The organism is Actinoplanes sp. CA-252034 (assembly GCF_050956125.1).
Taxonomy (GTDB): domain Bacteria; phylum Actinomycetota; class Actinomycetes; order Mycobacteriales; family Micromonosporaceae; genus Actinoplanes.
Window position 1 is genome coordinate 1,907,171 of sequence record NZ_CP191846.1, and the last position, 22,405, is coordinate 1,929,575.

General features: G+C 70.0%; 22 protein-coding genes and 1 pseudogene. 16 read left to right on the plus strand and 7 right to left on the minus strand.

What is annotated here, in order from left to right; genetic code table 11:
- Window positions 1–42 precede the first annotated feature (42 nt).
- A complete protein-coding gene (locus ACQPZW_RS08810; protein ID WP_433794328.1) occupies window positions 43–384 on the plus strand; it encodes an RNA polymerase-binding protein RbpA in 342 nt (113 codons plus the stop codon).
- Between the two features lie 129 nt (window positions 385–513).
- Here ACQPZW_RS08810 and ACQPZW_RS08815 read toward each other — a convergent pair whose 3' ends face one another.
- On the minus strand, window positions 514–1,119 hold the full coding sequence (locus tag ACQPZW_RS08815) for a GNAT family N-acetyltransferase (protein WP_433794329.1): 606 nt from the start codon (window positions 1,117–1,119) through the stop codon (window positions 514–516).
- Window positions 1,120–1,223: 104 nt separating this feature from the next.
- Between ACQPZW_RS08815 and ACQPZW_RS08820 the strand changes: the two genes are divergently transcribed.
- Genes ACQPZW_RS08820 through ACQPZW_RS08830 form a run of 3 tightly spaced genes read left to right on the plus strand, consistent with a single transcriptional unit; the run spans window position 1,224 to window position 2,801 of the window.
- Entirely contained in the window at window positions 1,224–1,655 is a 432-nt protein-coding gene (locus tag ACQPZW_RS08820; RefSeq protein WP_433794330.1) for a hypothetical protein, read from the plus strand.
- A gap of 46 nt (window positions 1,656–1,701) precedes the next feature.
- Window positions 1,702–2,361: an RNA polymerase sigma factor gene (locus ACQPZW_RS08825; protein ID WP_433794331.1), complete on the plus strand. Its 660-nt coding sequence runs from the start codon at window positions 1,702–1,704 to the stop codon at window positions 2,359–2,361.
- A complete protein-coding gene (locus ACQPZW_RS08830) occupies window positions 2,358–2,801 on the plus strand; it encodes a hypothetical protein (protein ID WP_433794332.1) in 444 nt (147 codons plus the stop codon). Before ACQPZW_RS08825 ends, ACQPZW_RS08830 begins: the two co-directional genes overlap by 4 nt.
- A 151-nt stretch (window positions 2,802–2,952) precedes the next feature.
- On the opposite strand, the gene pgl is transcribed toward ACQPZW_RS08830, so the two are convergent.
- From pgl to tkt, 5 genes and pseudogenes are all read right to left on the minus strand, one after another.
- On the minus strand, window positions 2,953–3,699 hold the full coding sequence (gene pgl / locus ACQPZW_RS08835) for a 6-phosphogluconolactonase (protein ID WP_433794333.1): 747 nt from the start codon (window positions 3,697–3,699) through the stop codon (window positions 2,953–2,955).
- Between the two features lie 129 nt (window positions 3,700–3,828).
- Window positions 3,829–4,812: a glucose-6-phosphate dehydrogenase assembly protein OpcA gene (locus tag ACQPZW_RS08840; RefSeq protein WP_433794334.1), complete on the minus strand. Its 984-nt coding sequence runs from the start codon at window positions 4,810–4,812 to the stop codon at window positions 3,829–3,831.
- Window positions 4,809–6,325: pseudogene (zwf, locus tag ACQPZW_RS08845) on the minus strand (glucose-6-phosphate dehydrogenase). The gene ACQPZW_RS08840 and the pseudogene zwf overlap by 4 nt, the downstream one beginning before the upstream one ends.
- Window positions 6,326–6,401: 76 nt before the next feature.
- Window positions 6,402–7,538: a transaldolase gene (gene tal, locus ACQPZW_RS08850; protein ID WP_433794335.1), complete on the minus strand. Its 1,137-nt coding sequence runs from the start codon at window positions 7,536–7,538 to the stop codon at window positions 6,402–6,404.
- Window positions 7,539–7,574: 36 nt separating this feature from the next.
- The gene (gene tkt, locus ACQPZW_RS08855) at window positions 7,575–9,614 is read right to left on the minus strand and encodes a transketolase (RefSeq protein ID WP_433797480.1); all 2,040 of its coding nucleotides are present in this window, start codon (window positions 9,612–9,614) and stop codon (window positions 7,575–7,577) included.
- Window positions 9,615–9,948: 334 nt separating this feature from the next.
- On the opposite strand from tkt, the gene ACQPZW_RS08860 reads away from it, so the two are divergent.
- The 3 genes from ACQPZW_RS08860 (at window position 9,949) to ACQPZW_RS08870 (ending at window position 12,279) form a co-directional block, all read left to right on the plus strand.
- Window positions 9,949–10,908, plus strand: coding sequence for a heme o synthase (locus ACQPZW_RS08860; RefSeq protein ID WP_433794336.1), 960 nt, complete (start codon window positions 9,949–9,951; stop codon window positions 10,906–10,908).
- Between the two features lie 199 nt (window positions 10,909–11,107).
- A complete protein-coding gene (locus ACQPZW_RS08865; RefSeq protein ID WP_433794337.1) occupies window positions 11,108–11,401 on the plus strand; it encodes a hypothetical protein in 294 nt (97 codons plus the stop codon).
- The gene (locus ACQPZW_RS08870) at window positions 11,401–12,279 is read left to right on the plus strand and encodes an ATP-grasp domain-containing protein (RefSeq protein ID WP_433794338.1); all 879 of its coding nucleotides are present in this window, start codon (window positions 11,401–11,403) and stop codon (window positions 12,277–12,279) included. The genes ACQPZW_RS08865 and ACQPZW_RS08870 overlap by 1 nt, the downstream gene beginning before the upstream one ends.
- Before the next feature lie 1,237 nt (window positions 12,280–13,516).
- Here the strand turns inward: ACQPZW_RS08870 and ACQPZW_RS08875 are convergent.
- The gene (locus ACQPZW_RS08875; protein ID WP_433797481.1) at window positions 13,517–14,467 is read right to left on the minus strand and encodes a COX15/CtaA family protein; all 951 of its coding nucleotides are present in this window, start codon (window positions 14,465–14,467) and stop codon (window positions 13,517–13,519) included.
- A gap of 150 nt (window positions 14,468–14,617) precedes the next feature.
- On the opposite strand from ACQPZW_RS08875, the gene ACQPZW_RS08880 reads away from it, so the two are divergent.
- The 9 genes from ACQPZW_RS08880 to ACQPZW_RS08920 all read left to right on the plus strand — a co-directional run bounded on the left by ACQPZW_RS08880 (window position 14,618) and on the right by ACQPZW_RS08920 (window position 22,201).
- Window positions 14,618–15,343: a helix-turn-helix transcriptional regulator gene (locus ACQPZW_RS08880; RefSeq protein WP_433794339.1), complete on the plus strand. Its 726-nt coding sequence runs from the start codon at window positions 14,618–14,620 to the stop codon at window positions 15,341–15,343.
- Window positions 15,340–16,761 (plus strand): Fe-S cluster assembly protein SufB, encoded by a 1,422-nt coding sequence (gene sufB, locus ACQPZW_RS08885; protein WP_433794340.1) that lies wholly within the window; start codon window positions 15,340–15,342, stop codon window positions 16,759–16,761. Before ACQPZW_RS08880 ends, sufB begins: the two co-directional genes overlap by 4 nt.
- A gap of 45 nt (window positions 16,762–16,806) precedes the next feature.
- Window positions 16,807–17,934 (plus strand): Fe-S cluster assembly protein SufD, encoded by a 1,128-nt coding sequence (sufD, locus tag ACQPZW_RS08890; protein WP_433794341.1) that lies wholly within the window; start codon window positions 16,807–16,809, stop codon window positions 17,932–17,934.
- Window positions 17,934–18,266: a Rieske (2Fe-2S) protein gene (locus ACQPZW_RS08895; RefSeq protein ID WP_433794342.1), complete on the plus strand. Its 333-nt coding sequence runs from the start codon at window positions 17,934–17,936 to the stop codon at window positions 18,264–18,266. Before sufD ends, ACQPZW_RS08895 begins: the two co-directional genes overlap by 1 nt.
- Complete coding sequence (sufC, locus tag ACQPZW_RS08900; RefSeq protein WP_433794343.1) at window positions 18,263–19,021, plus strand: Fe-S cluster assembly ATPase SufC; 759 nt, start codon at window positions 18,263–18,265, stop codon at window positions 19,019–19,021. The genes ACQPZW_RS08895 and sufC overlap by 4 nt, the downstream gene beginning before the upstream one ends.
- A 10-nt stretch (window positions 19,022–19,031) precedes the next feature.
- Complete coding sequence (locus ACQPZW_RS08905; protein ID WP_433794344.1) at window positions 19,032–20,261, plus strand: cysteine desulfurase; 1,230 nt, start codon at window positions 19,032–19,034, stop codon at window positions 20,259–20,261.
- Window positions 20,258–20,713: a Fe-S cluster assembly sulfur transfer protein SufU gene (gene sufU, locus ACQPZW_RS08910; protein WP_433797482.1), complete on the plus strand. Its 456-nt coding sequence runs from the start codon at window positions 20,258–20,260 to the stop codon at window positions 20,711–20,713. The genes ACQPZW_RS08905 and sufU overlap by 4 nt, the downstream gene beginning before the upstream one ends.
- 281 nt (window positions 20,714–20,994) lie before the next feature.
- Window positions 20,995–21,357 (plus strand): metal-sulfur cluster assembly factor, encoded by a 363-nt coding sequence (locus ACQPZW_RS08915; protein ID WP_433797484.1) that lies wholly within the window; start codon window positions 20,995–20,997, stop codon window positions 21,355–21,357.
- Between the two features lie 88 nt (window positions 21,358–21,445).
- A complete protein-coding gene (locus tag ACQPZW_RS08920; RefSeq protein ID WP_433794345.1) occupies window positions 21,446–22,201 on the plus strand; it encodes a maleylpyruvate isomerase family mycothiol-dependent enzyme in 756 nt (251 codons plus the stop codon).
- The last annotated feature ends 204 nt before the right edge of the window (window positions 22,202–22,405 follow it).

Below are 22,405 nucleotides of genomic sequence, written 5' to 3' on the forward strand. Positions count from 1 at the left end.
GACGGCTCCTTTGAGAAGCCCCTCGAGACAGGAGTGACGTCCGTGTCCAGTGGCAGCGCCATTCGCGGCAGCCGTATCGGATCCAGCCCGATGCGACCCGACGAGCGCAGCGAACCCGCACCGCGCAGGCAGGTGACCTACTACTGCGCGGCCGGTCACGACAGCATCATCTGGTTCGCGGCCGAGGCGGCGAACCCCGACACCTGGGACTGTCCGCGATGCGGGCAGCCGGCCGGCCTCGATCCGTCCGACCCGCCGGGTCGCGCGCGTACCGAGCCGTACAAGTCGCATCTGGCGTACGTCAAGGAGCGCCGTTCCGAGGAGGACGCGGCGGCGATCCTCGCGGAGGCGCTCGCCAAGGTCCGTCAGCGCCGCGGCGAATGATCGACGGGCGTGCCGGCTGGACAGGGGCAGCCGGCGCGCCCACCGCTCGAGCTCACCCACCCGCTGGCTACCGCGGGCTCCATCGGCTGCGCCGCTGTAGGGGCTCAGTAAGCGTGCCGCTGTAAGGGCTCATTCCGGCGGGCTGGTGTCGCGGCCGACGAATCGGGCGCCCGCGTCGGGCACCGCGATGTCGTGGAAGCCCAGCCGGCGGTAGAAGGCGTAGGCGCCGGTGTTCTCGGCGGCCATGCCCAGGTGCACCCGCTCCACCCCGGCGGCGCGCAGGCCCGCCAGGAAGGCCGCCATCAGCGCACGGCCCCGCCCGCGGCCCTGCCACTCGGGTAGCAGGTCGATGTGCAGATGAGCCGGGTAGTCGGCGAACTCGGGCCGGACCATCTTCTCCGGGGAGCCGAACACCGCGGCCAGCTCCCGGTCGCGGGGGTCGTCGGCGGCGAAGGTCCCGGCCTTCTCCGGGATCCACTCGTCCCGGAACCACTTCACGAACGCCACGGTGTCCGCGGTCCCCAGGATGTAGCCGACCGCCGCGCCCGTGCCGTCGTCGAGGACGTGTGCGTACTCCGGCTCGCGGGTCACGTACGGGACGGCCCAGACGTCGCCGAGCATGCGGTCCGAGGTGTGCCTGCCGCGGGCGTCACCACCGGAGGCGGCGGTGCGCACGCAGATGTCGTAGATCGCGTCGAGATCGGTGGGCCGGTAGGCGCGAATGAACGGCTGCATGTCACGAAGCCTAGATCTGTGGCGCGCGTCACTCTCGTACCGCCAACCTTCCGGCGAGCCAGGCGTCTACTCCTGCGACAACACCCCAACGAGCAGGAGATCCGATGCGAATCTCGACCCGTGGCCTGGCCCTCACCGTCGGCGCCGTGACCGTGCTGGGCATCGGCGGTTTGTCGGCCAGCGCGTTCGCCGACGACGCCACCCCGGCCCCGGTGCCGCCGACGCCCGCGGCCACCGGCTACAAGCCGACCGCCGAGCCGGCCACCCCCGCGCCGTCGAAGCCGGTCAAGGAGACCGCCCCGGCGTCGCCGATCGCCGCGACCCCGGCCCCGTCGCGGTCGGCCGAGACCGGTCACAAGCCGACCGCCGAGCCGGCGCAGCCCACCGCCTCCCGGGCCGGGAAGCCCGCCGTCACCCCGGGTACCGGCCCGGCCGCCACCCCGGCGCCCGCCAAGCCGGCCGTCACCCCGGGCACCGGGCCCGGCGCGACCAAGGCGCCCGCCAAGCCGGCCGTCACGCCGTCGCGCAAGAGCTGACCCGGAAGGTACCGTTCGTTCCCGCCACACGACCCCCGGGGCGCCCGTGATCTCTGTTCTGCCGTTTCCTTCGCTGCTCGCCTGGCTGCGCGGACTCTCCGCCGGTGTGCGGGCGGCCGGTCGTGGCGGCCCGGAGACACCGCCGGCGATCAACGAGCTCTACCACAGCCGGCGGCTGAGCATGGTGCGGCTGGCGGTGCTGATGGTCGACGACCTGCCCACCGCCGAGGACATCGTGCAGGACGTGTTCACCGCCCTCTACCGGCGGCACGGGCCCGACCTGCGCGGGGTGACGGATCCGAACGCCTACCTCATCACCGGGGTGACCAACGCGGCGCGCTCCGCCCTGCGCCGCCGCCGCACCGCCCGTGCCTATCTTCCTCCGCCGCCGGAGTCCGTTCCGGCGGCGGAGGACGAGGCGCTGCTCGAAGTCGGCGACCGGGAGATGCTGGGGGCGCTGCGGGGACTGACCGCCAGGCAGCGCCAGGTGCTGGTGCTGCGCTACTGGTCGGAGCTGTCCGAGGCGGAGATCGCCGACACGCTGCGGGTGTCCCGCGGCACGGTCAAGTCGACGGCGCACCGTGCGCTGTCCATCCTGCGAGCACGAATGGACCATTCTCAACGTGGCGGGGGCCCACCGGCCCGGCACCGTTCGACGGGTCCGGCCCGACATCGGGTTGACGATGGCCCATTGGGGGAGTGGTGACGGACGAATTGGAGCTGCGGCTGCGGGGCGCATTGGCCGCCCGGGCCGGTCAGATCACGCAGGAACGGCTGCGGTTCGGGATTCCGCCGACCGTTGCGGCGCCCCGCAAACGGCTGCGTCTGTGGCGCTGGCTGCCGCTGCCGGCAGGGGTGGCGGTCGCCGCCGTGGCGCTGGTGCTGGCACTCGGTCCCGGCTCACCCGAGCCCACGCCGGTCCTGCCCGCGGATCCGGCGGTGACCGCGCCACCGGCACCCTCGACCCCGGTCACGCCGTCCGCCGAGTCGCCCGATCCCGCACCGTCGACCTCGAGCCCGCCGTCCGTGCCGCTGCCGCCGTCCCGGTCCACCGAGACGAAACCGGTCACCAGCGCTCCCGAAGCGACGCCGAACGCGGAGACGGCGGGCCCGCTGCCGGGGGCGACCCCGGGCGTCGGTCCTTGACGCAACCCGGTTCGGGCCGGCCACCACCGTCCGCGGTGGCACGGTTCGTACGGTGACTTGCGGCGCGGATCGCGCCGCAAGTCACCCCACTGCGGTCAGGGCTGGGCGGGGACGTTGGCCGCGGATCGCGCCGCAAGTCACCCCACTGCGGTCAGGGCTGGGCGGGGACGTTGGCCGCGGCAGCCCGGTCCAACAGCCAGAGCGTCTTCTGTACGCCCGTCGCGTTCCCCGCCGGTAGATGCCCGCCGGACAGCACCGTGCCGATCGGGGCGGCCTTGTCCGGTCCCGCCGCGATCAGCCACACCTCGTCGGCGCTCTGGATCGTCGACAGCGTCAGTGTGACCCGGACGGGCGGCGGCTTCGGGCTGTCGAAGGTGGCGGCCGTCGTGCCGGTCTCCTGCAGCACCGGATGCTCCGGGAAGAGCGATGCCACGTGCCCGTCCTCGCCGACACCGAGCATCAGCACGTCGAACCGTGGCACCGCCGAGCCGGGCCCGGCCGCGGCGGCCAGATCAGCGGCATAACGGGCGGCGGCCGCGATCGCGTCCTCACCGTCCGGCCCGTCCGAGGCCGGCATGGCGTGCACCCGGGCCGGGTCGAGGGGCAGTTTGTCCAGCAGCGCCTCACGGGCCTGGGTCTCGTTGCGGTCCGGGTCGCCGGATGGAAGGTACCGCTCGTCACCCCACCACAGGTCTACCCGGGACCAGTCGATCGCGGCGGAGGCGGGCAGCTCGCGGACCGCGTGCAGCACCTTCGCCGCGACCCGGCCACCGGTCAGCACCACACTCGCCGTGCCGTGCACCGCCTGCGCGTCGATGATCTTGATGACGAGGCGTGCCGCCACCGTGGACGCCAGGATGTCGGCGTCCGGAACCACCACGACCACGGTCTCACTCAATTGCGTCTCCTTATGAAGAGGCCGCCCGCCGCGGTGCGGCAGGCGGCCTCGTTGCTGTCGGCGTCCGGGCCGCACCGCCGGCCCACGACCCGCGGGACGGCGGTGAGACCGGACGGTGAACCCGGCGGGTCAGGCGACGGCGCCGGCGATCGCGGCCAGCGCCGGATCTTTCCAGACGTGCACCCGTGACGGGTTGCGGTGGTCCAGACCGGACAGCCCGGCCATGGCGCCGAGCGCGTCCGCGTAGATCTGGTCGGCGTCCAGCCGGCGCAGCTCCTCGGCGAGCTCGTCACCGACCGGCCGCTTCGGCAGCGGCATGTAGCGGTCCTCCTGGCCGGTCCGGCTGAACAGCGCCGTGCCCTCCTCGCGGGTGACCCGGACACAGTCGCCGTTCTCGCACTGCAGCTCCACCGAGTGCAGGCGCGGCGAGCGGTCCGTGTGCTCCATCGTCGGCTCGATGCCGAGGCGGGACTTGAGCCAGCCGAGCATCAGCCACGCGGTGGGGTCGCGGTCCGGCGCCACGATCTTCGCGCCGACGACGCGGGCCTCGGTGCTGTCGAAGGCGCCGGCCACCAGGCTCCGCCACAGCGTGATCCTGGTCCAGGTGAGGTCGGTGTCGCCGGGCGCGTAGTCGACGGCCCGCTGCCGGAGCGCGGCCACCGGGTCGGGCGCCTGCGCGCTGTCGGTGATCCGCCGCTCCGAGACGACGCCCAGGAAGTCGTTGGCGATCATGTTGGGCGGCTCCTCGTGCCACCACGTGACCACCGGGACGTCCGGAGCGAGCAGCGGCATCACGACCGACTCGGCATGCAGCGCGAGACGACCGTACATCCGCATGACGACCGCCTCGGCCGGGCCGAGACGCCCGCCCACGACGATCTCGGCGTCCAGCCGGCTGCGACCCTCCATGTCGGAGCGGACCACGATCAGCAGTCGGCAGGGGTGCGCGGCGGCGGCGATGGTGGCGGCCGCCTCGGCCTCCCGCACCTTCTTCTCCTCGACCACGGCGATCAGCGTCAGGGCCAGGCCGGACGCTACGCCGCCCGCGCTGCGCCGCTCCGCGGCCAGGGCCTTGACGACCTCGTTGCCGGTGGTGTCCCACAGACCGATCATGCCCGCCTCCAGGTACGGCCTTCGCGCGCCAGCATCTCGTCGGAGGCCCGCGGGCCCCACTCGCCGGCCCGGTACGGCTCCGGTTTGGTCTGCGCCCAGGCGGCCTCGAGCGGGTCGATGACCCGCCAGGACTGCTCGATCTCGGCGGCGTCCGGGAACAGCGTCCGGTCGCCGATCAGCACGTCCAGGACGAGCCGCTCGTACGCCTCCGGGCTGGACTCGGTGAACGCCTCGCCGTACTGGAAGTCCATCGCGATGTCGCGGACCTCCATCGACGTGCCCGGCACCTTGGAGCCGAACTTGAGGACCACGCCCTCGTCCGGCTGCACCCGCACGACCAGCTGGTTGTGGCCCAGCATCTCCACGTCGGCCGGGTCGAACGGCAGGTGCGGCGCCCGCTTGAACAGGATCGCGATCTCGGTGACCCGCCGGGGCATGCGCTTGCCGACCCGCACGTAGAACGGGACGCCGGCCCAGCGCCGGTTCTGGATGCCGAGGCGGACCGCGGCATACGTCTCCGTGGTGGAGGTGGCCGGGATGTTCGGCTCCTCCAGGTAGCCCACGGCACGCTCGCCGGCCACCCAGCCGGGAAGGTACTGCCCGCGGACGGAACCGGTGCTGATGTCGGGCGGCAGGCTGATCGCCCTGAGGACCTTGAGCTTCTCCGCTCGTACCTCCTGGGGGTCGAAGCTCGTCGGCTCTTCCATGGCGATCATCGCGAGCAGCTGCAGCAGGTGGTTCTGCAGGACGTCGCGGGCCGCGCCGGAGGCGTCGTAGAACGCCGCGCGGGTGCCGATGCCGACGTCCTCGGCCATGGTGATCTGCACACTGTCGACGTACTTCGAGTTCCACACCGGCTCGAACAGGCTGTTCGCGAAGCGCAGCGCCATGATGTTCTGGACGGTCTCTTTGCCGAGGTAGTGGTCGATCCGGAAGACGTCCTGCGGGATGAACACGTCGTCGACCAGCTGGTTGAGCTGCACGGCGCTCTGGAAGTCGTGACCGAACGGCTTCTCCACGACGACCCGGCGCCAGCCGCCGGTCTTCGAGGGGTCGGCCATCCCGGTGCGGTTGAGCTGGTTGAGCACCAGCGGGAACGCGGCCGGCGGGATCGAGAAGTAGAAGGCCGCGTTACCGGCGATGCCGTTGCGCTCCTTCAGCTCGTCCAGTGTGCTCGCGAGCTTGTCGAAGGCGTCGTCGTCGTCGAACGAGCCGGGAATGAAGTGGAATCGCTCGGAGAGGCGCTGCCAGACGTCGTCGCGCCAGGGCGTGCGTGCGCCCTTCTTGGCTGCCGCGTGGGCCAGAGCCTCGAAGCTGCCGTCGCCCCAGTCGGCGCGGGCGAAGCCCACCACCACGAAACCGGGGGAAGCAGACCACGGTTGGCCAGGTCGTACACGGCCGGGATGAGCTTCTTTCGGGACAGGTCACCGGTGACCCCGAAGATCACCAGAGCACAGGGCTCCGGGATCCGTGGAAGCCGACGGTCCTGTGCGGTGCGCAGCGGATTACCCACGTTGTCATCCTGCCAGTTTTTTGATGACGGAGCGGCCTGTCGCGGGAGTCCCACGACAGGCCGCTGATAGTGCTCGTCAGGCAGCGTCGCTGGGGTTCTTCGCCCCGGAGGCAGCGGCCTTGAGGGACTTGGTGACGCCCTCCAGAAGCTCGTTCCAGCTCGCCTCGAACTTCTCGACGCCCTCCTCCTCGAGGACCTTGAAGACGTCGGCGAAGTCGATGCCGACGGCCGCGAGGTCGGTGAAGACCTGGTGCGCGTCCGCGAAGTTGCCGGTGATGGTGTCGCCGCGGGTGGTCCCGTGGTCCTCGAACGCGAAGATCACCGGCTCCGGCATGGTGTTGACCGTGCCGGGCGCGATCAGCTCCTCGACGTAGATGGTGTCGAGGAACTCCGGGTTCTTCGTGCCGGTGGACGCCCAGAGCGGCCGCTGCGGGTGGGCGCCGGCGCCGGCCAGGGCCTTCCAGCGGTCGCCGCCGAAGACCTCGGTGTACGCCTCGTACGCCAGCCGGGCGTTGGCGATGGCCGCCTTGCCCTTGAGTGCCTTGGCCTCGTCCGAGCCGATCTTGTCGAGGCGCTTGTCCACCTCGCTGTCCACGCGCGAGACGAAGAACGACGCGACCGAACCGATCTTGGACAGGTCGTGGCCGTTCGCCTTCGCCTGCTCCAGACCGGACAGGAAGGCCTCCATGACCGCCTGGTACCGCTCGACCGAGAAGATCAGCGTCACGTTGACGCTGATGCCCGCGGCCAGCACCTGGGTGATGGCGGGCAGGCCGGCCAGCGTCGCCGGGATCTTGATGTAGAGGTTGGGCCGGTCGACGAGCCACCACAGGGTCTTCGCCTCGGCGACGGTGGATTCGGTCTCGTGCGCCTTGCGCGGGTCCACCTCGATCGAGATCCGGCCGTCGATGCCGTTGGAGGCGTCGTAGGCCGGGCGGAAGACGTCGGCGGCCCAGCGGACGTCCTTGGCGGTCATCAGCCGGATCGCCTCCTCGACCGTCACACCCTGGGCGGCGAGGTCACGCAGCTGCTCGTCGTAGGCGTCCGCGTCGGACAGCGCCTTCTGGAAGATGCTCGGGTTGGTGGTCACACCGACCACGTGCTGCTCGGTGCGCAGCTTGTCCAGCGAGCCGCTGGTCAGCCGTACCCGGGAGAGGTCGTCGAGCCACACCGCCACACCTTGGGCGGAGAGTTCAGCCAGCCTGTCGGTCATTTCCCTCAGCTCCTGAATATCGAAAGGGGTAGAAGTTCAGTTGCCGGTCTTGTGACCGGTGATCTCGCCGATCTTGGCAAGGGAGGCGTGGGCCTTCGCGACGACGTTGTCAGCGGTGAAGCCGAACTGCTCGAACAGGACCTTCGCCGGAGCGCTGGCGCCGTAGTGCTCGATGCTGACCGCCTCGCCGGCGTCGCCGAGGAGGCGGTCCCAGCTCATCCGGATGCCCGCCTCAACGGTGACACGCGCCTTCACCCCGTGCGGCAGAACCTGCTGCTGATATGCCACGTCCTGCTGGAAGAACCACTCCTGGCAGGGCATCGACACCACCCGGGTGGGTGTGCCCTCGGCCTCCAGGCGCTCCTGGGCGGTCAGCGCGATCGACACCTCGGAGCCGCTGGCGATCAGGATCACCTTCGGGGTGCCGTTCGACGACTCGGAGAGGATGTAGCCACCCTTGAGAGTGCCCTCGGCCGACGCGTACTTCGACCGGTCGACGGTCGGCAGGTTCTGCCGGGACAGGGCGAGCGCGGTCGGGCGGTCGGTGTGCTCGAGGGCACCACGCCAGGCCCACGCGGTCTCGTTGGCGTCGGCCGGGCGGACCACGTCGAGGCCGACGATCGCGCGCAGGGCGGTCAGCGTCTCGATCGGCTGGTGCGTCGGGCCGTCCTCGCCGAGACCGATCGAGTCGTGCGTCCACACGAAGACGACCGGCAGCTTCATCAGCGCGGACAGGCGGACCGAGCCACGCATGTAGTCGGAGAAGACCAGGAACGTGCCGCCGTACGGGCGGGTGCCGCCGTGGACCGCGATGCCGTTGAGGATCGAGCCCATGCCGTGCTCACGGATGCCGAAGTGCAGCGTACGGCCGTACTCGTGACCGGGGAACTCCTTGGTCGCGTACTCCGCGGGGATGAAGGACGGCTCACCCTTCATCGTGGTGTTGTTGCTCTCCGCCAGGTCGGCGGAACCGCCCCACAGCTCGGGCAGGACCGGCGCGAGCGCCTCCAGGACCTTGCCGGACGCGGCACGGGTGGCCAAGCCCTTGGGGTCCGCGGGGAACTCGGGCAGCGCCTTGTGCCAGCCCTCCGGCAGGGTGCGGGTGGCGAGCCGCTCGAACAGCGCCTTGCCCTCGGAGTTGCCGGCGGCCCAGGCGTCGAACGCCTTCTGCCACTCGGCGCGGGCCGCCTTGCCCCGCTCGACGACCTGCTGCGCGTGCTTGACGACCTCGTCGTCGATCGCGAACGGCTCGTCGGCGAAACCCATCAGTGCCTTGGTCGCGGTGATCTCGTCGGCGCCCAGGGCCGAGCCGTGGATCTTGCCGGTGTTCTGCTTCTTCGGCGCCGGGAACCCGATGACCGTCTTCAGCACGATGAACGACGGCTTGTCGGTCACCGCCTTGGCGGCCTGGATCGCGTTCCAGAGCTCCTCGACGTTCTCGACGTACGGCTCGGTGCTGCGCCAGTCGACGGTCTGGACGTGCCAGCCGTACGCCTCGTAGCGCTTGCCGACGTCCTCGTTCTTGGCGATCCGGGTGTCGTCCTCGATGGAGATCTCGTTGTCGTCGTAGATCACGACGAGGTTGCCGAGCTTCTGCACCGACGCGATGGCCGACGACTCGTGGCTCACGCCCTCCTCGATGTCGCCGTCCGAGGCGATCGAGTAGACGTAGTGGTCGAACGGCGACTCGCCGGCCGGGGCGTCCGGGTCGAACAGGCCACGCTCACGGCGGGCCGCCATGGCCATGCCGATCGCGTTGCCGATGCCCTGGCCGAGCGGGCCGGTGGTGATCTCGACCCCGGGGGTGTGCCCGTACTCCGGGTGACCCGGGGTCAGCGAGTCCCACTGGCGCAGCGCCTTCAGGTCATCCAGCGACAGGCTGTAACCATTGAGGAACAACTGTACGTAAAGGGTGAGGCTGGAGTGACCACAGGAGAGAACGAAGCGGTCGCGCCCCGCCCACTCCGGGTCCGTCGGGTCGTGCCGCATGACACGGTTGAACAGCAGGTAGGCGGCCGGGGCCAGGCTCATGGCGGTACCGGGGTGGCCGTTGCCGGCCTTCTCCACGGCGTCCATGGCCAAGACCCGGGTGGTGTCCACCGCCTTGCGGTCGAGGTCGGACCAGTTGAGAGCGGGATCTGTGGCAGCCACGTCGGTTCTGCTCCTCCGGCAAAATTATGGAACCCTTTTCGGCTTGACCCTATCCAGTCGGGCTAAACGCATGCGCGGCGAACGCACCAGGCACATACGCTGTGAGCGGACACGCCGGTTCGACGGGTGTGACCGTATGCACCCGTGCCGGGTGGCCCGAGCAGCATCAACGGCTACGCGTAGGCTGTCCGGGTTGGCGGCCGGGTCATCACCCGATTAACGGCCGCGAAATAAAGGCGATGCCGGAAGGTGGCTGTCCGTGAGCATGATCACCGAGCGTCCCGTCCAACGGCGGACGCCCGGCGGTGCCGATCGCCCCGATAGCGCTGAGCGCGTCGAGGTCCGGCGGAGCTGGGTTGCGGTGTTCCGGGCGTACCTCGCCCTGACCAAGCCGCAGATCGTGGAGCTGCTCCTGGTCACCACCGTGCCGACCATGATGCTGGCCGCCCAGGGGTGGCCTGACCCGGTCACATTCACGGCGGTGCTGGTCGGCGGCGGTCTGGCGGGCGGCGCGGCGAGCGCGCTCAACTGCTACATCGACCGCGACATCGACGAGCTGATGCGGCGTACGAAACGGCGCCCGCTCCCGGCGAACCAGATGACGCCGCGTGCCGTCCTGATCTTCGGCCTGACACTGGCTGTGATCTCCGTCGCTCTCATGGCGCTTCTCACCAACTGGTTGGCCACCGCGCTGACGGCGTTCTCCATCTTCTACTACGACGTCGTCTACACGCTCTGGCTGAAGCGGCGTACGCCGGCGAACACCTTCTGGGGTGGAGTGTGCGGCGCCGCTCCGGTGGTGATCGGCTGGGCCGCCGTCACGAACACCATCCCGCCGATGGCATGGGCGCTTTTTGCGATTGTCTTCTTTTGGCAGATGCCGCACTTCTATGCGCTCGCCGTGAAGTACAAGGACGACTACGCCCGCGCCGGCATCCCGATGCTCCCGGTGGTCCGCTCCATGAAGCGGGTCAACTTCGAGATCATCCTCTACACCGTGCTCACTGTGGTCGCTTCGCTCGCCGCGTGGCCGCTCGGTCTCGGGCCGATCTACGGCGTCACCGCGATCATCATGGGAGCCGTCTTCCTCTTCGAGGCGATCCGGCTGGCGCGACAGGCCGGGGGCGGCACGGCGGTCAAGCCGATGCGCCTGTTCCACCTGTCGATCACGTACCTCACGGTGGTCTTCATGGCCGTCGCGGTTGACGCTCTGATTTGATCCGTCGCACAGGATGCCCGGATTGTCAGCAGTGTCAATCACTGTCCGTCACTCGAAGGGCGGATTCCGGGCGATCGAGTATTTCGGACGAAACCTGGGCAAAACAATCCGCGAAATCTTGAAACCTGCAGGTAATTGGAGTCACAAAAACCGATCAGGGTGCACACCGCGGCGTCCTTGACTGCTTAGGCTGCGCAGCATGGCAGAAGGTTCCGTTACGACACTGACCTCCGACATCAAGTCCTTCGCCGCCGGACACGGCGGCGCGAAGGCGGTGATCGAGTACGTCGGTAAGCGCGGCGCCCGCATCGTCCTCGTCGGAGAGGACGGCGAGTGGTCCGACCAGTTCGCCCAGGACACCGGTGTCGCACGAGAGGCGTGTGACAAGGCCGGCGTCCAGGTGGAGAACGAGTGGGAGCGCGAGCTCATGGAGCAGATGCGGCCCAGCAACGACCTCTGGCGTTCCATGTCACGCCGGAGCATGGCCCGCTGATGGGTCATGGCTCCCGGGTCGCGCTGGTCACCTGCGCGGCCTTCCCCGACCTCTGGGAGGACGATCACCCGCTGCGCGACGCGCTGCGTGATCGCGGGGTGGCCGTCGACGTGGTCCGGTGGGACGACCCGGAGGCCGACTGGCCGGCCTACGACCTCACCGTCATCCGGTCCCCGTGGGACTACACCGACCGGCCCGAGGCCTTCGTCGCCTGGGCCCGCTCCGTCCCACGACTGGCCAACCCGGCCGACATCGTCGCCTGGAACACGGACAAGAAGTATCTCGGCGACCTCGCGGCGGCCGGCATCCCGATCATCCCGACCGAGTACATCGGGCCGGGAGAGAGCTGGACTCCGCCGGCCGACGGCGAGTGGGTGGTCAAGCCGACGGTCAGCGCCGGCAGCCGCGACACCGCCCGCTACCTGCTGCCCGGTCAGCACGCCGAAGCCGTCGCGCACGTCGGGCGGCTCACGGCGGCCGGGCGGACCGCCATGATCCAGCCGTACCTGTCCGCGGTGGACACCGACGGGGAGACCGCGGTGCTGTGCATCTCGGACGGGGCCGGTGAGCTGACGTTCAGCCACGGCATCCGCAAGGGCGCCATGCTCACCGTCCGCGGTGACGTCACCGTGGACCTCGACTCGGAGCGGATCACCCCACGGACGCCGTCGCCGGCCGAGCTGGAGCTGGCCGGCCGGGTCCTCGCCGCCGTCCCCGGCGGTTCCAAACAGCTGCTGTACGCCCGGGTCGACCTGATCCCCGGCCCGGACGGAGCGCCGCGTCTGATCGAGCTGGAGCTCACCGAGCCGTCGCTGTTCCTGCGTCACGCTCCCGGCGCCGCCGAGCGCCTCGCCGACGCGATCATCGCTCGCATCTGACACGCCACCTCGCGTGGTGACCTACGGCCGATTCCAGGCCGCGGGTCACCACGCGTTGTCGTTTCCATCCCGTATTTAGTGATCGCCCTCACTGCAGGGCTCGGCGCTTGCCGGGCCCGGACTGAGCGCCTGCCGGGGGCCGGGCTGAGCGCTTGACCAGGGCCGGGCTGGGTGCTTGCCAGCGCCAGGCTGGCGCATGCCAAGGCCGGGCGGGCGCTTGCTAGGGCCGGGCGGGCGCTTGCTAGGGCCGGGCTCGCGTAGTTCTGGGCCGGGCGGGGTGCTTGCCACGGCCGGGCTCGGGGGTGGGTCGTCGGGATCAGGGTCCGGCTCCTGGCGGCAACGTCCGCTGGCCGCGGCGCACTCGCGTATCGCCTGCCGATCGGTCGGCTCTGGGATGCGGCCCCTTTCGAGCCACTCCTGAGGTGCTTCCAAGGTCGCGGTCCCGTTGGCCATCGAGACCGGGACGGGGGCTGCGGTTGAGCGGTGACCGGTAGCGTCGGCGGCCTCCAGTCCCGCCGATCTTGAGCGCTCCGCACCCGAAAGCGGGGGCGTATCGACCAACATCGGTGCGGCGGTGCGGCGGTGCGGCGGTGCGGCGGTGCGGCGGTGCGGGTGAGCGAAGCGCCTCTCATGGGGCGATAGATGGCGCCCAGTCCGGGGTGAGGGTTGGTCTACCGCCTATTGAGGGGCGGTGAAGGTGCCCGAAGTCGACAGTGGGTGCACCGGGCCGCCGAAACAGGCCCGACTCCTGAGGCTCTCCGGCGGTGGCCGCACCTGTTCGGCGTTCGGGTGAGTGAAGCGGCCTCGCAAAGGGGTGGCAGATACGCCCAGTGCGGGGTCCGGGTTGGTCTGCTGCCCAATGGGGTGACGGTGGGGGTGCCCGAAGTCGGGATCGGGTGCATCGGCCGCCCGGAAAGAGGTCTTGACGTCAACACCGCTCGAGTCCTGAAGCTTTCGGCGGTGGCCGCACCTGATCCGGAGTCTGAGTGAGGCGGCCTCGCCCGGGCCGGTGGCCGCACCCGATCGCCGGTTCGGGTGGGCATGGAGCCCGCTGCGAAGGCGGCCGATGCGGCGTGTGACTCCGATGGGCTTCGGCGGCGCCTCAGCGGAGCTGGGACATCGGTCGAGACTCAGTCCCGATCTTGACTAGTGAGAGCCCCCCGCCGGAACCACCGAGGGCCGCGAAGGGCGGCCGTTGTGTGGCGGTGCGGCCTGGTGCGTCTGGCGCTCGAAGGGATCAGGCGGCGGGGACGGGCTCGCCCGTGGTGGCCGGCTCGGGCGCCGGCTGTGGCGGTGCGGCCTGCACGGCGGGGCGGGAGCGCAGCGACCACAGCACCGCCAGGGTGGCGAACCAGACCAGGCCGGAGCCGAGCATGTGGGCGGCGACCAGTGCGACCGGCAGGTGCGTGAAGTACTGAACGAAGCCGATCAGCCCCTGCCCCATCTCGACCCAGAACAGCACCGCCACGGCGCGGACGGCTTCGGCCGGGGCGTCGGCGGCGCGCAGCGCGAACCACAGCGCCACGGTCAGGCCGATCAGCAGGAAGACCAGGTCGGCGTGGATCTGGGAGATCTGCTGGGGGTCCAGGTTGTTGCGCTTGGCACCCTGATCGCCGGAGTGCGGGCCGCTGCCGGTCACCACGACTCCGGCCGCGATCACCGCGAGACTGGCCGCCGTGGTGAGCCACGCCAGCTGCCGCAGCGGGGCGGGGACCAGCAGGACGGGGTCGCCGTCGCCCTCGCCCACCCGGCGCCACAGCGCGAACGCCCCGGCGATCAGCGCGATGGAGAGGATGAAGTGGAGCCCGACGACCCACGGGTTGAGGTTGGTGAGCACGGTGATGCCGCCGATGACGCCCTGCCCGGGGATGCCGAGCGCGACCGCGACCGACAGCTTGACCAGTGAGCGCCGGCGGCGGGCCAGGGCGCCGAGGAAGCAGGCCACGGCGATGGCGATCAGGACGAACGTGAGAAGCCGGTTGCCGAACTCGATGACCCCGTTGATCCCCATCTCGGGCGTCGTCACGTAGGAGTCGTCGGTGCACCGGGGCCAGGTGGGGCAGCCCAGGCCGGACTTGGTGAGCCGGACCGCCGCGCCGGTGACGATGATGCCGATGTTGGCGATCACCGAGGCCAGCGCCAGCCCGCGCAGCGAGGACCCGCACCAGCGAACGGGGCGGGAGGCCAGGAAAGCGGACGCAAGGCGCTCCGTGGAGGACTTCACCCCGCGCATCGTACGCCCGCAGCCGATCTTGATTTTCGCAGCTCCAGCCTGCGGTGGGGTGGATCACCGGGGGCGGGTTTGCAGGGGCGGAATGAAATACGTAACGTTGGAGTAGTGAAAAACGAGGTGCTGATCCAGATCGGCGTGACGGCTCCGGCCGCCGCGGCCGACGGGCGCACCCGTGACCGCGTCGCGCAGCTGCTGCTGAAGCGTGGCGCCACGACCGCGGCGGAGCTCGGCGCCGCGCTAGGCTTGAGTCCAGCCGCCATCCGCAAGCACCTCGACGCGATGCTCGCCGAGAGTCTGGTCGAGACTCGCGAGTTGCGCAATGACAAGCCTCGCGGTCGCGGCCGCCCGGCCAAGGCGTTCGTGCTGACCGCCGCCGCTCACGAGGATCTCAATCCGCATCACTACGACGGCATCGCCACCGCCGCGCTGCGCTGGATCTCCCAGCAGCACGGCCCGCAGGCCGTCTCCGCCTTCGCCGCCGCCCAGGTCAAGGCTCTCGAGGAGCGCTGCCAGACGGCGTTGCGCGAGGCCGGCGACGATCCGATCGCCCGCGCCGAGGCTCTTGCCGAGGTGCTGACCGCCGAGGGTTACGCTGCCAGCGCCTCGACGATCGCGTCCGGCGGGCAGCTGTGCCAACATCACTGCCCGGTGGCTCACGTGGCTGCCGAGTTCCCTCAGCTGTGCGACGCCGAGACCGAAGTCATCTCCCGGCTCATCGGCACCCACGTGCAGCGCCTCGCCACCATCGCGCACGGCGACGGGGTGTGCACCACGCACATCCCCGCACGCAGTTCGCAAGCCACCGCAATCACGGTTAGGACAGATACATGACTGACCAGATCGTCACTCAGGAAGAGCACCTCGCCGCTCTTGGTCGGTACGAGTACGGCTGGGCCGACAACGACACCGCGGGCGCGACCGCCCAGCGTGGTCTGTCCGAGGCCGTGGTGCGCAACATCTCCGCGCTGAAGAGCGAGCCGGAGTGGATGCTCAACCTCCGGCTCAAGGGCCTTCGCCTGTTCGACCGCAAGCCGATGCCGCACTGGGGCGCCGACCTCACCGGCATCGACTTCCAGAACATCAAGTACTTCGTGCGCTCCACCGAGAAGCAGGCCGCTTCCTGGGAGGACCTGCCCGAGGACATCAAGGCGACGTACGACCGCCTCGGCATCCCGGAGGCGGAGAAGCAGCGCCTGGTCGCCGGTGTCGCCGCGCAGTACGAGTCCGAGGTCGTCTACCACGCGATCCGTGAGGACCTGGAGCAGCAGGGCGTCCTCTTCCTCGACACGGACACCGCGCTGAAGGAGCACCCGGAGCTCTTCCAGGAGTACTTCGGCACCGTCATCCCGGTCGGTGACAACAAGTTCGCCGCGCTGAACACGAGCGTGTGGTCCGGCGGCTCGTTCATCTACGTGCCGAAGAACGTGAAGGTCGACATCCCGCTGCAGGCCTACTTCCGGATCAACACGGAGAACATGGGCCAGTTCGAGCGGACGCTGATCATCGCCGACGAGGGCTCCTACGTGCACTACGTCGAGGGCTGCACGGCGCCGATCTACTCGTCCGACTCGCTGCACTCCGCGGTCGTCGAGATCGTGGTGAAGAAGAACGCGCGGGTGCGTTACACGACCATCCAGAACTGGTCGAACAACGTCTACAACCTGGTCACCAAGCGTGCCACCTGCGAAGAGGGCGCGACCATGGAGTGGGTCGACGGCAACATCGGCTCCAAGGTGACCATGAAGTACCCCGCGGTCTACATGACCGGTCCGCACGCCAAGGGCGAGGTCCTCTCGATCGCGATGGCCGGCGAGGGCCAGCACCAGGACTCCGGCGCCAAGATGGTGCACGCCGCGCCGCACACCTCCTCGACGATCATCTCCAAGTCGATCGCCCGGGGCGGTGGCCGTACGTCGTACCGCGGCCTGGTCCAGGTCCTGGAGGGCTCGTCGCACTCGAAGAGCACGGTCAAGTGCGACGCGCTGCTGGTCGACACGATCTCCCGGTCCGACACGTACCCGTACGTCGACATCCGTGAGGACGACGTCAACATGGGCCACGAGGCGACCGTCTCCAAGGTCAGCGAGGACCAGCTCTTCTACCTGATGAGCCGTGGTCTGACCGAGGACGAGGCGATGGCGATGATCGTGCGCGGCTTCATCGAGCCGATCGCCAAGGAGCTCCCGATGGAGTACGCCCTGGAGCTGAACCGCCTCATCGAGCTCCAGATGGAAGGGGCCGTGGGTTAATCACCCACCCGGCCATCCCCTTAGTACGCGGACTTGAAGGAAGAAATGACTACCGAGGCCATCGCCCCGCCGAGCACCAAGTCGCAGGTGCTGCGCTCCTTCGACGTCACCGACTTCCCGGCCCTCGACGGCCTGGAGGAGGAGTGGCGATTCACCCCGCTCAAGCGGCTGCGTGACCTGGTCACCGCCACGTCGCTGAGCGGGGCGGCTCCCTCCGTGGAGTACGGCGACCTCCCCGCCGGTGTGACGGTGTCGGACGCGGACGACGTGGACCCGGTGCTCACCCCGTTCGACCGGGTCAGCGCTCTGGCCTTCGGTTCGGCCGCCGGCGTCACCGTGATCGAGGTGGCGCCCGAGACCGAGCTCGCCGAGCCGGTGGTCATCCGGGTCGTCGGCAAGGGCGGCGACGCCACGGCCGCGCGCACCTTCGTCAAGGTGGGCGCCTTCGCCAAGGCGACGATCATCCTGGAGCAGACGGGGTCGGTCACCCTGGCCGACAACATCGAGGTCGTGATCGGCGACAGTGCCCAGCTGACCTTCGTGACGCTCGCCGAGTGGGACCGTGACGCGGTCCAGGCGCAGCACGTGAAGTTCGTGGTCGGCCGCGACGCCCGCGTCCAGCACGTGCAGGTCACCCTCGGCGGTGACCTGGTCCGCCAGTTCGCCTCCGTGGAATATGCGGGGCGCGGCGGCGACGCCGAGCTGTGGGGCGTCTACTTCGCGAACTCGGGCCAGCACCACGAGCACCGTCAGCTGGTCGACCACGCGGTGCCGGACTGCCGCAGCTACGTGGGTTACCGCGGTGCGCTGCAGGGCTCGTCGGCACACACCGTCTGGGTGGGCGACGTGCTGATCCGGGCGACCGCCACGGGCACCGACACGTATGAGATCAACCGGAACCTGCTTCTCACCGATGGGGCACGGGCTGACTCCGTACCCAATCTGGAGATCGAGACCGGTGAGATCGCCGGCGCCGGCCATGCCAGCGCGACCGGCCGCTTCGATGACGAGCAGCTGTTCTACCTGATGGCCCGCGGCATCCCCGAGGGGGAGGCCCGCAAGCTGGTGGTCCGCGGCTTCTTCGCCGAGCTGATCAACAAGATCCCGGTCGAGGCGCTGCGTGTGCGGCTCGGCGACGCGATCGAGGCCCGCCTGGTGGAGGCCGGTCAGTAATGGCTTTCGAGAACGTCGGCCCGGCGTCGGACGTCGCGAAGGGCACCGCCCTCCAGGTGGAGGTCGACGGTGTCGAGATCGCGCTCGTCCACGCCGACGACGATCAGTTCTACGCCGTCCGCGACGAGTGCAGCCACGCCTCCGTGGCCCTCTCCGAGGGGGAGGTGGACGGGTGCACGCTGGAGTGCTGGCTGCACGGCTCCCGTTTCGATCTCCGCACCGGCGCGCCCTCCGGACCACCCGCCTTCAGCCCGGTGGCGGTCTACCCCGTCGAGATCCGCGACGGCGACATCTACGTTTCGACGACACCTAGCAATGGAGTAGAGCCGTGAGCACCCTGGAGATCCGCGACCTGCAGGTTTCGGTGAAGCTGCCGGATGGCGAGCTGAAGCCGATCCTCGCCGGGGTCGACCTCACCATCAAGTCGGGCGAGACGCACGCCATCATGGGCCCGAACGGCTCCGGCAAGTCGACGCTGGCCTACTCCATCGCGGGCCACCCGAAATACGAGATCACCGGAGGCTCGGTGACCCTGGACGGCCAGGACGTCCTCGAGCTCAGCGTCGACGAGCGTGCCCGGGCCGGCCTGTTCCTGGCCATGCAGTACCCGGTCGAGGTCCCCGGCGTGTCGGTGGCGAACTTCCTGCGTACCGCCAAGACCGCGATCGACGGTGAGGCGCCGAAGCTGCGCACCTGGGCCGGCGAGCTGCGCGGTGCCATGGAGAAGCTGCAGATGGACCCGGCGTTCGCGCAGCGCAACGTCAACGAGGGCTTCTCCGGCGGTGAGAAGAAGCGGCACGAGATCATGCAGCTCGAGCTGCTCAAGCCGAAGATGGCGATCCTCGACGAGACCGACTCCGGCCTCGACATCGACGCGCTGCAGGTCGTCAGCGAGGGCGTGAACCGGGTCCGCGAGACCGGTGAGACCGGCTTCCTGCTGATCACCCACTACACCCGGATCCTGCGCTACATCAAGCCGGACTTCGTGCACGTGTTCGTCGGCGGCCGGATCGTCGAGGAGGGCGGCCCGGAGCTGGGCGAGCAGCTCGAGGCCGAGGGTTACAAGAAGTACCTGGTCAAGGCCTGAGAGGTCACTGATGAGCTTCGACGTCGAGCGGGTCCGTAAGGACTTCCCGATCTTCCAGCGGGAGGTCAACGGCCACCCGCTGGTCTACCTGGACAGCGCCAACACCTCGCAGAAGCCGGTTCAGGTGCTCGACGTCATGCGCGCGCACCAGGAGCGGTACAACGGCAACGTGTCCCGCTCCGTGCACACGCTCGGCACCGAGTCGACCGAGGCCTACGAGGGCGCCCGGGCCCGCATCGCGACCTTCATCGGCGCGGCGAGCCCGGACGAGGTGGTGTTCACCAAGAACTCCACCGAGGCGATCAACCTGGCGGCGTACTCGCTGGGGCAGATGCTGCGCCTGGGTCCCGGTGACGAGGTGCTGATCTCCGAGATGGAGCATCACTCCAACCTGGTGCCGTGGCAGCTGCTCTGCGAGCGGACCGGCGCGACCCTGCGCTGGTTCGGCATCACCGACGAGGGGCGCCTGGACGAGGCCGACCTCGAGTCGCTGCTCACCGAACGCACCAGGATCGTCTCGCTCGTGCACATGTCCAACGTGCTCGGCACGGTCAACGACGTCTCCCGGATCGCCGCGCGCGCCAAGGCCGTCGGCGCCCTGCTGATGCTGGACTGCTCGCAGTCGGTGCCGCACCTGCCGATCTCGGTCGGCACCCTCGGCGCCGACCTGATCGCGTTCACCGGCCACAAGATGCTCGGCCCGACCGGCATCGGCGTGCTGTGGGGGCGGTTCGACCTGCTCGCGCAGATGCCACCGTTCCTGGCCGGCGGGTCGATGATCGAGACGGTCACCATGGGGGGCACCACCTTCGCCGCGCCTCCCGCGCGGTTCGAGGCGGGCACCCCGCCGATCACCGAGGCCATCGGCCTCGGCGCGGCGGTCGACTACCTCACCGGGCTCGGCATGGAGGCGATCCACGAGCACGAGCAGAGCATCACGCGGTACGCGCTGGACGCGCTCTCGTCGGTGCCGGGAGTGCGCATCTTCGGCCCGGCGACGATCGAGGGTCGTGGGGGTACGGTGTCGTTCGGCGTGGACGGGGTGCACCCGCACGACGTGGGGCAGATCCTGGACGCGCTCGGCGTCGAGGTGCGGGTCGGGCACCACTGCGCACGGCCGGTGTGCTCCCGGTTCAGCGTGCCCGCGATGACCCGGGCCTCGTTCTACCTCTACACGACCACGGCGGAGATCGACGCGCTCGCGCGTGGGCTCGACCAGGTCCGGAAGGTGTTCGGCTGATGCTCGACGGTCTTTACCAGGAGATAATCCTGGATCATTACAAGAACCCGCACGGGCGCGGTCTTCGGGACCCGTTCGACGGCGAGGCGCACCACGTCAACCCCACCTGCGGCGACGAGATCACCGTGCGGGTGTCGGCCGATCTGGGCGACATCTCGTACGACGGTCTCGGCTGCTCGATCAGCCAGGCCTCGGCCTCGGTGTTGCACGAGCTGCTGCAGGGTAAGGACGCGGCGGCGGCCTCGGAGATCCACCACGCGTTCGTGGAGCTCATGCAGAGCCGCGGTCAGGTCGAGCCGGACGAGGAGGTCCTCGGTGACGGGATCGCCTTCGCCGGTGTGGCCAAGTTCCCGGCCAGGGTCAAGTGCGCGCTGCTGCCGTGGATGGCTTTCAAGGACGCGGCGGCGCGCGCTGGTGTGGACGTGGGCGTGAGCCCGGAGGTGAAGGCATGACTGACCATCTGGATACTGCCCGGACCGTTGCCGCGGCTCCGGCTTCCGGCGCCGCCCCCGGCGCCGGGGAAGAGGTGCCGGACTGGCTGGCCGAGGAGCGGGCCGCCGCTGCCGAGGCGGGCGAGCCGGTGGAGACGCCGTCGGTGAGCGTGTCGGCCACGCCGGACGCCGCTTTCGGCGCGGACGCGCCGTCGGCCGCCGACGCCGCGGTGGGCGACGACGTGACCGCGGCCGACGCCGTCGCCTCGGACTCGATCTCCGGCGGCGGGCCGGCCGACACCGTGCCCGCGGGCGCGACGCCGGCCGTCTCGGACAAGCCGAAGGCGTCGATCGCCGACATCGAGGAGGCGATGAAGGATGTCGTCGACCCCGAGCTCGGCATCAACGTCGTCGACCTGGGCCTGGTCTACGGCACCCACGTGGACGACGAGAACGTGGTCACCATCGACATGACGCTGACCTCGGCGGCCTGCCCGCTGACCGACGTCATCGAGGATCAGACCCGGCAGGCGCTGACGACCGGCCCGGGCGGCGGGCTCGTCGACGACTTCCGGATCAACTGGGTGTGGCTGCCGCCGTGGGGCCCCGACAAGATCACCGACGACGGGCGTGACCAGCTCCGGTCGCTCGGCTTCAACGTCTGAGTCGTTGGCACGGCACTTCGGTGCACACAGAGGGCGGTCCGTGATCATGCGGCCGCCCTCTGTCGTACCCCGGTGGTAGAAACCGGGTATGACTTCGACACCGCCTTTTCCCGAGCTGCTCGCGCTGATCGAGGGACGGTCGGCGGCGTTCCGCGAGGCCGTCGCCACCGCGCCGGACCTGGCCGTCACCGTCCCCGGCTGCCCCGACTGGTCGGTCACCGATCTGGTCGCGCACCTGGGCGGGGTGCACCGCTTCTGGGCCGCGGCGGTCGCCGCCGGTGACGAGTCCGGGCCGCCCTCCGCCGACCGGCTCGGCGACCGGTCGCCCCACGGCGATCTGCTGGAGTGGTCGGCCGCCTCGACCGGGTTGCTGCTCGCGGCCCTGCGTGACGCCGGTCCCGACGCCCCCTGCTGGACGTGGTGGGGCGATTCCGACGCTCCGCTGACTGTCGGCGCGGTCGCCCGGCACCAGGTGCAGGAGGCGGGCGTGCACGCCTATGACGCGCAGGAGTCGATCGGCCGGGCCGAGCCGCTGCCGGCCGCCGTCGCGGTCGACGGTGTCAGCGAGTTCCTCCAGGTCGGCCTGGGTTCACTCGGTGCCTGGCCACATCGCCCGGCCCGGGTGGCGTTCCAGGCGATCGAGGGCCCGTCCTGGACGCTCGATCTCTCCCCATCGGGGGCCAAGGCCGACCCGCCGGCCAGCGGCGAGCCGGTCACCCGGATCCAGGCCACCGCGAGTGATCTGGTCCTGGCGCTCTACCGGCGCATCCCGCTGACCGATGTCCGGGTCGACGGCGACCGTGCGGTCGCCGAGCAGCTCACCGAGTGGAGCGTCGCCGACTGAGCCTCGTCCCGCCGGTGTCCGCCGACGCCGGTGGGGAAGACCACTGAGGCTCGTCTCGCCGGTGTCCGCCGACGCCGGTGGGGAAGACCACTGAGCCGCGTCCCGCCGGGTCTCCGCCGACGCCGGCGGAGAAGGATCGTGGTTCTGAAATCGATGACGCGGGCCGGGACTCTGCTCCCGGTCCGCGTTTTTGGTTTTAATCAC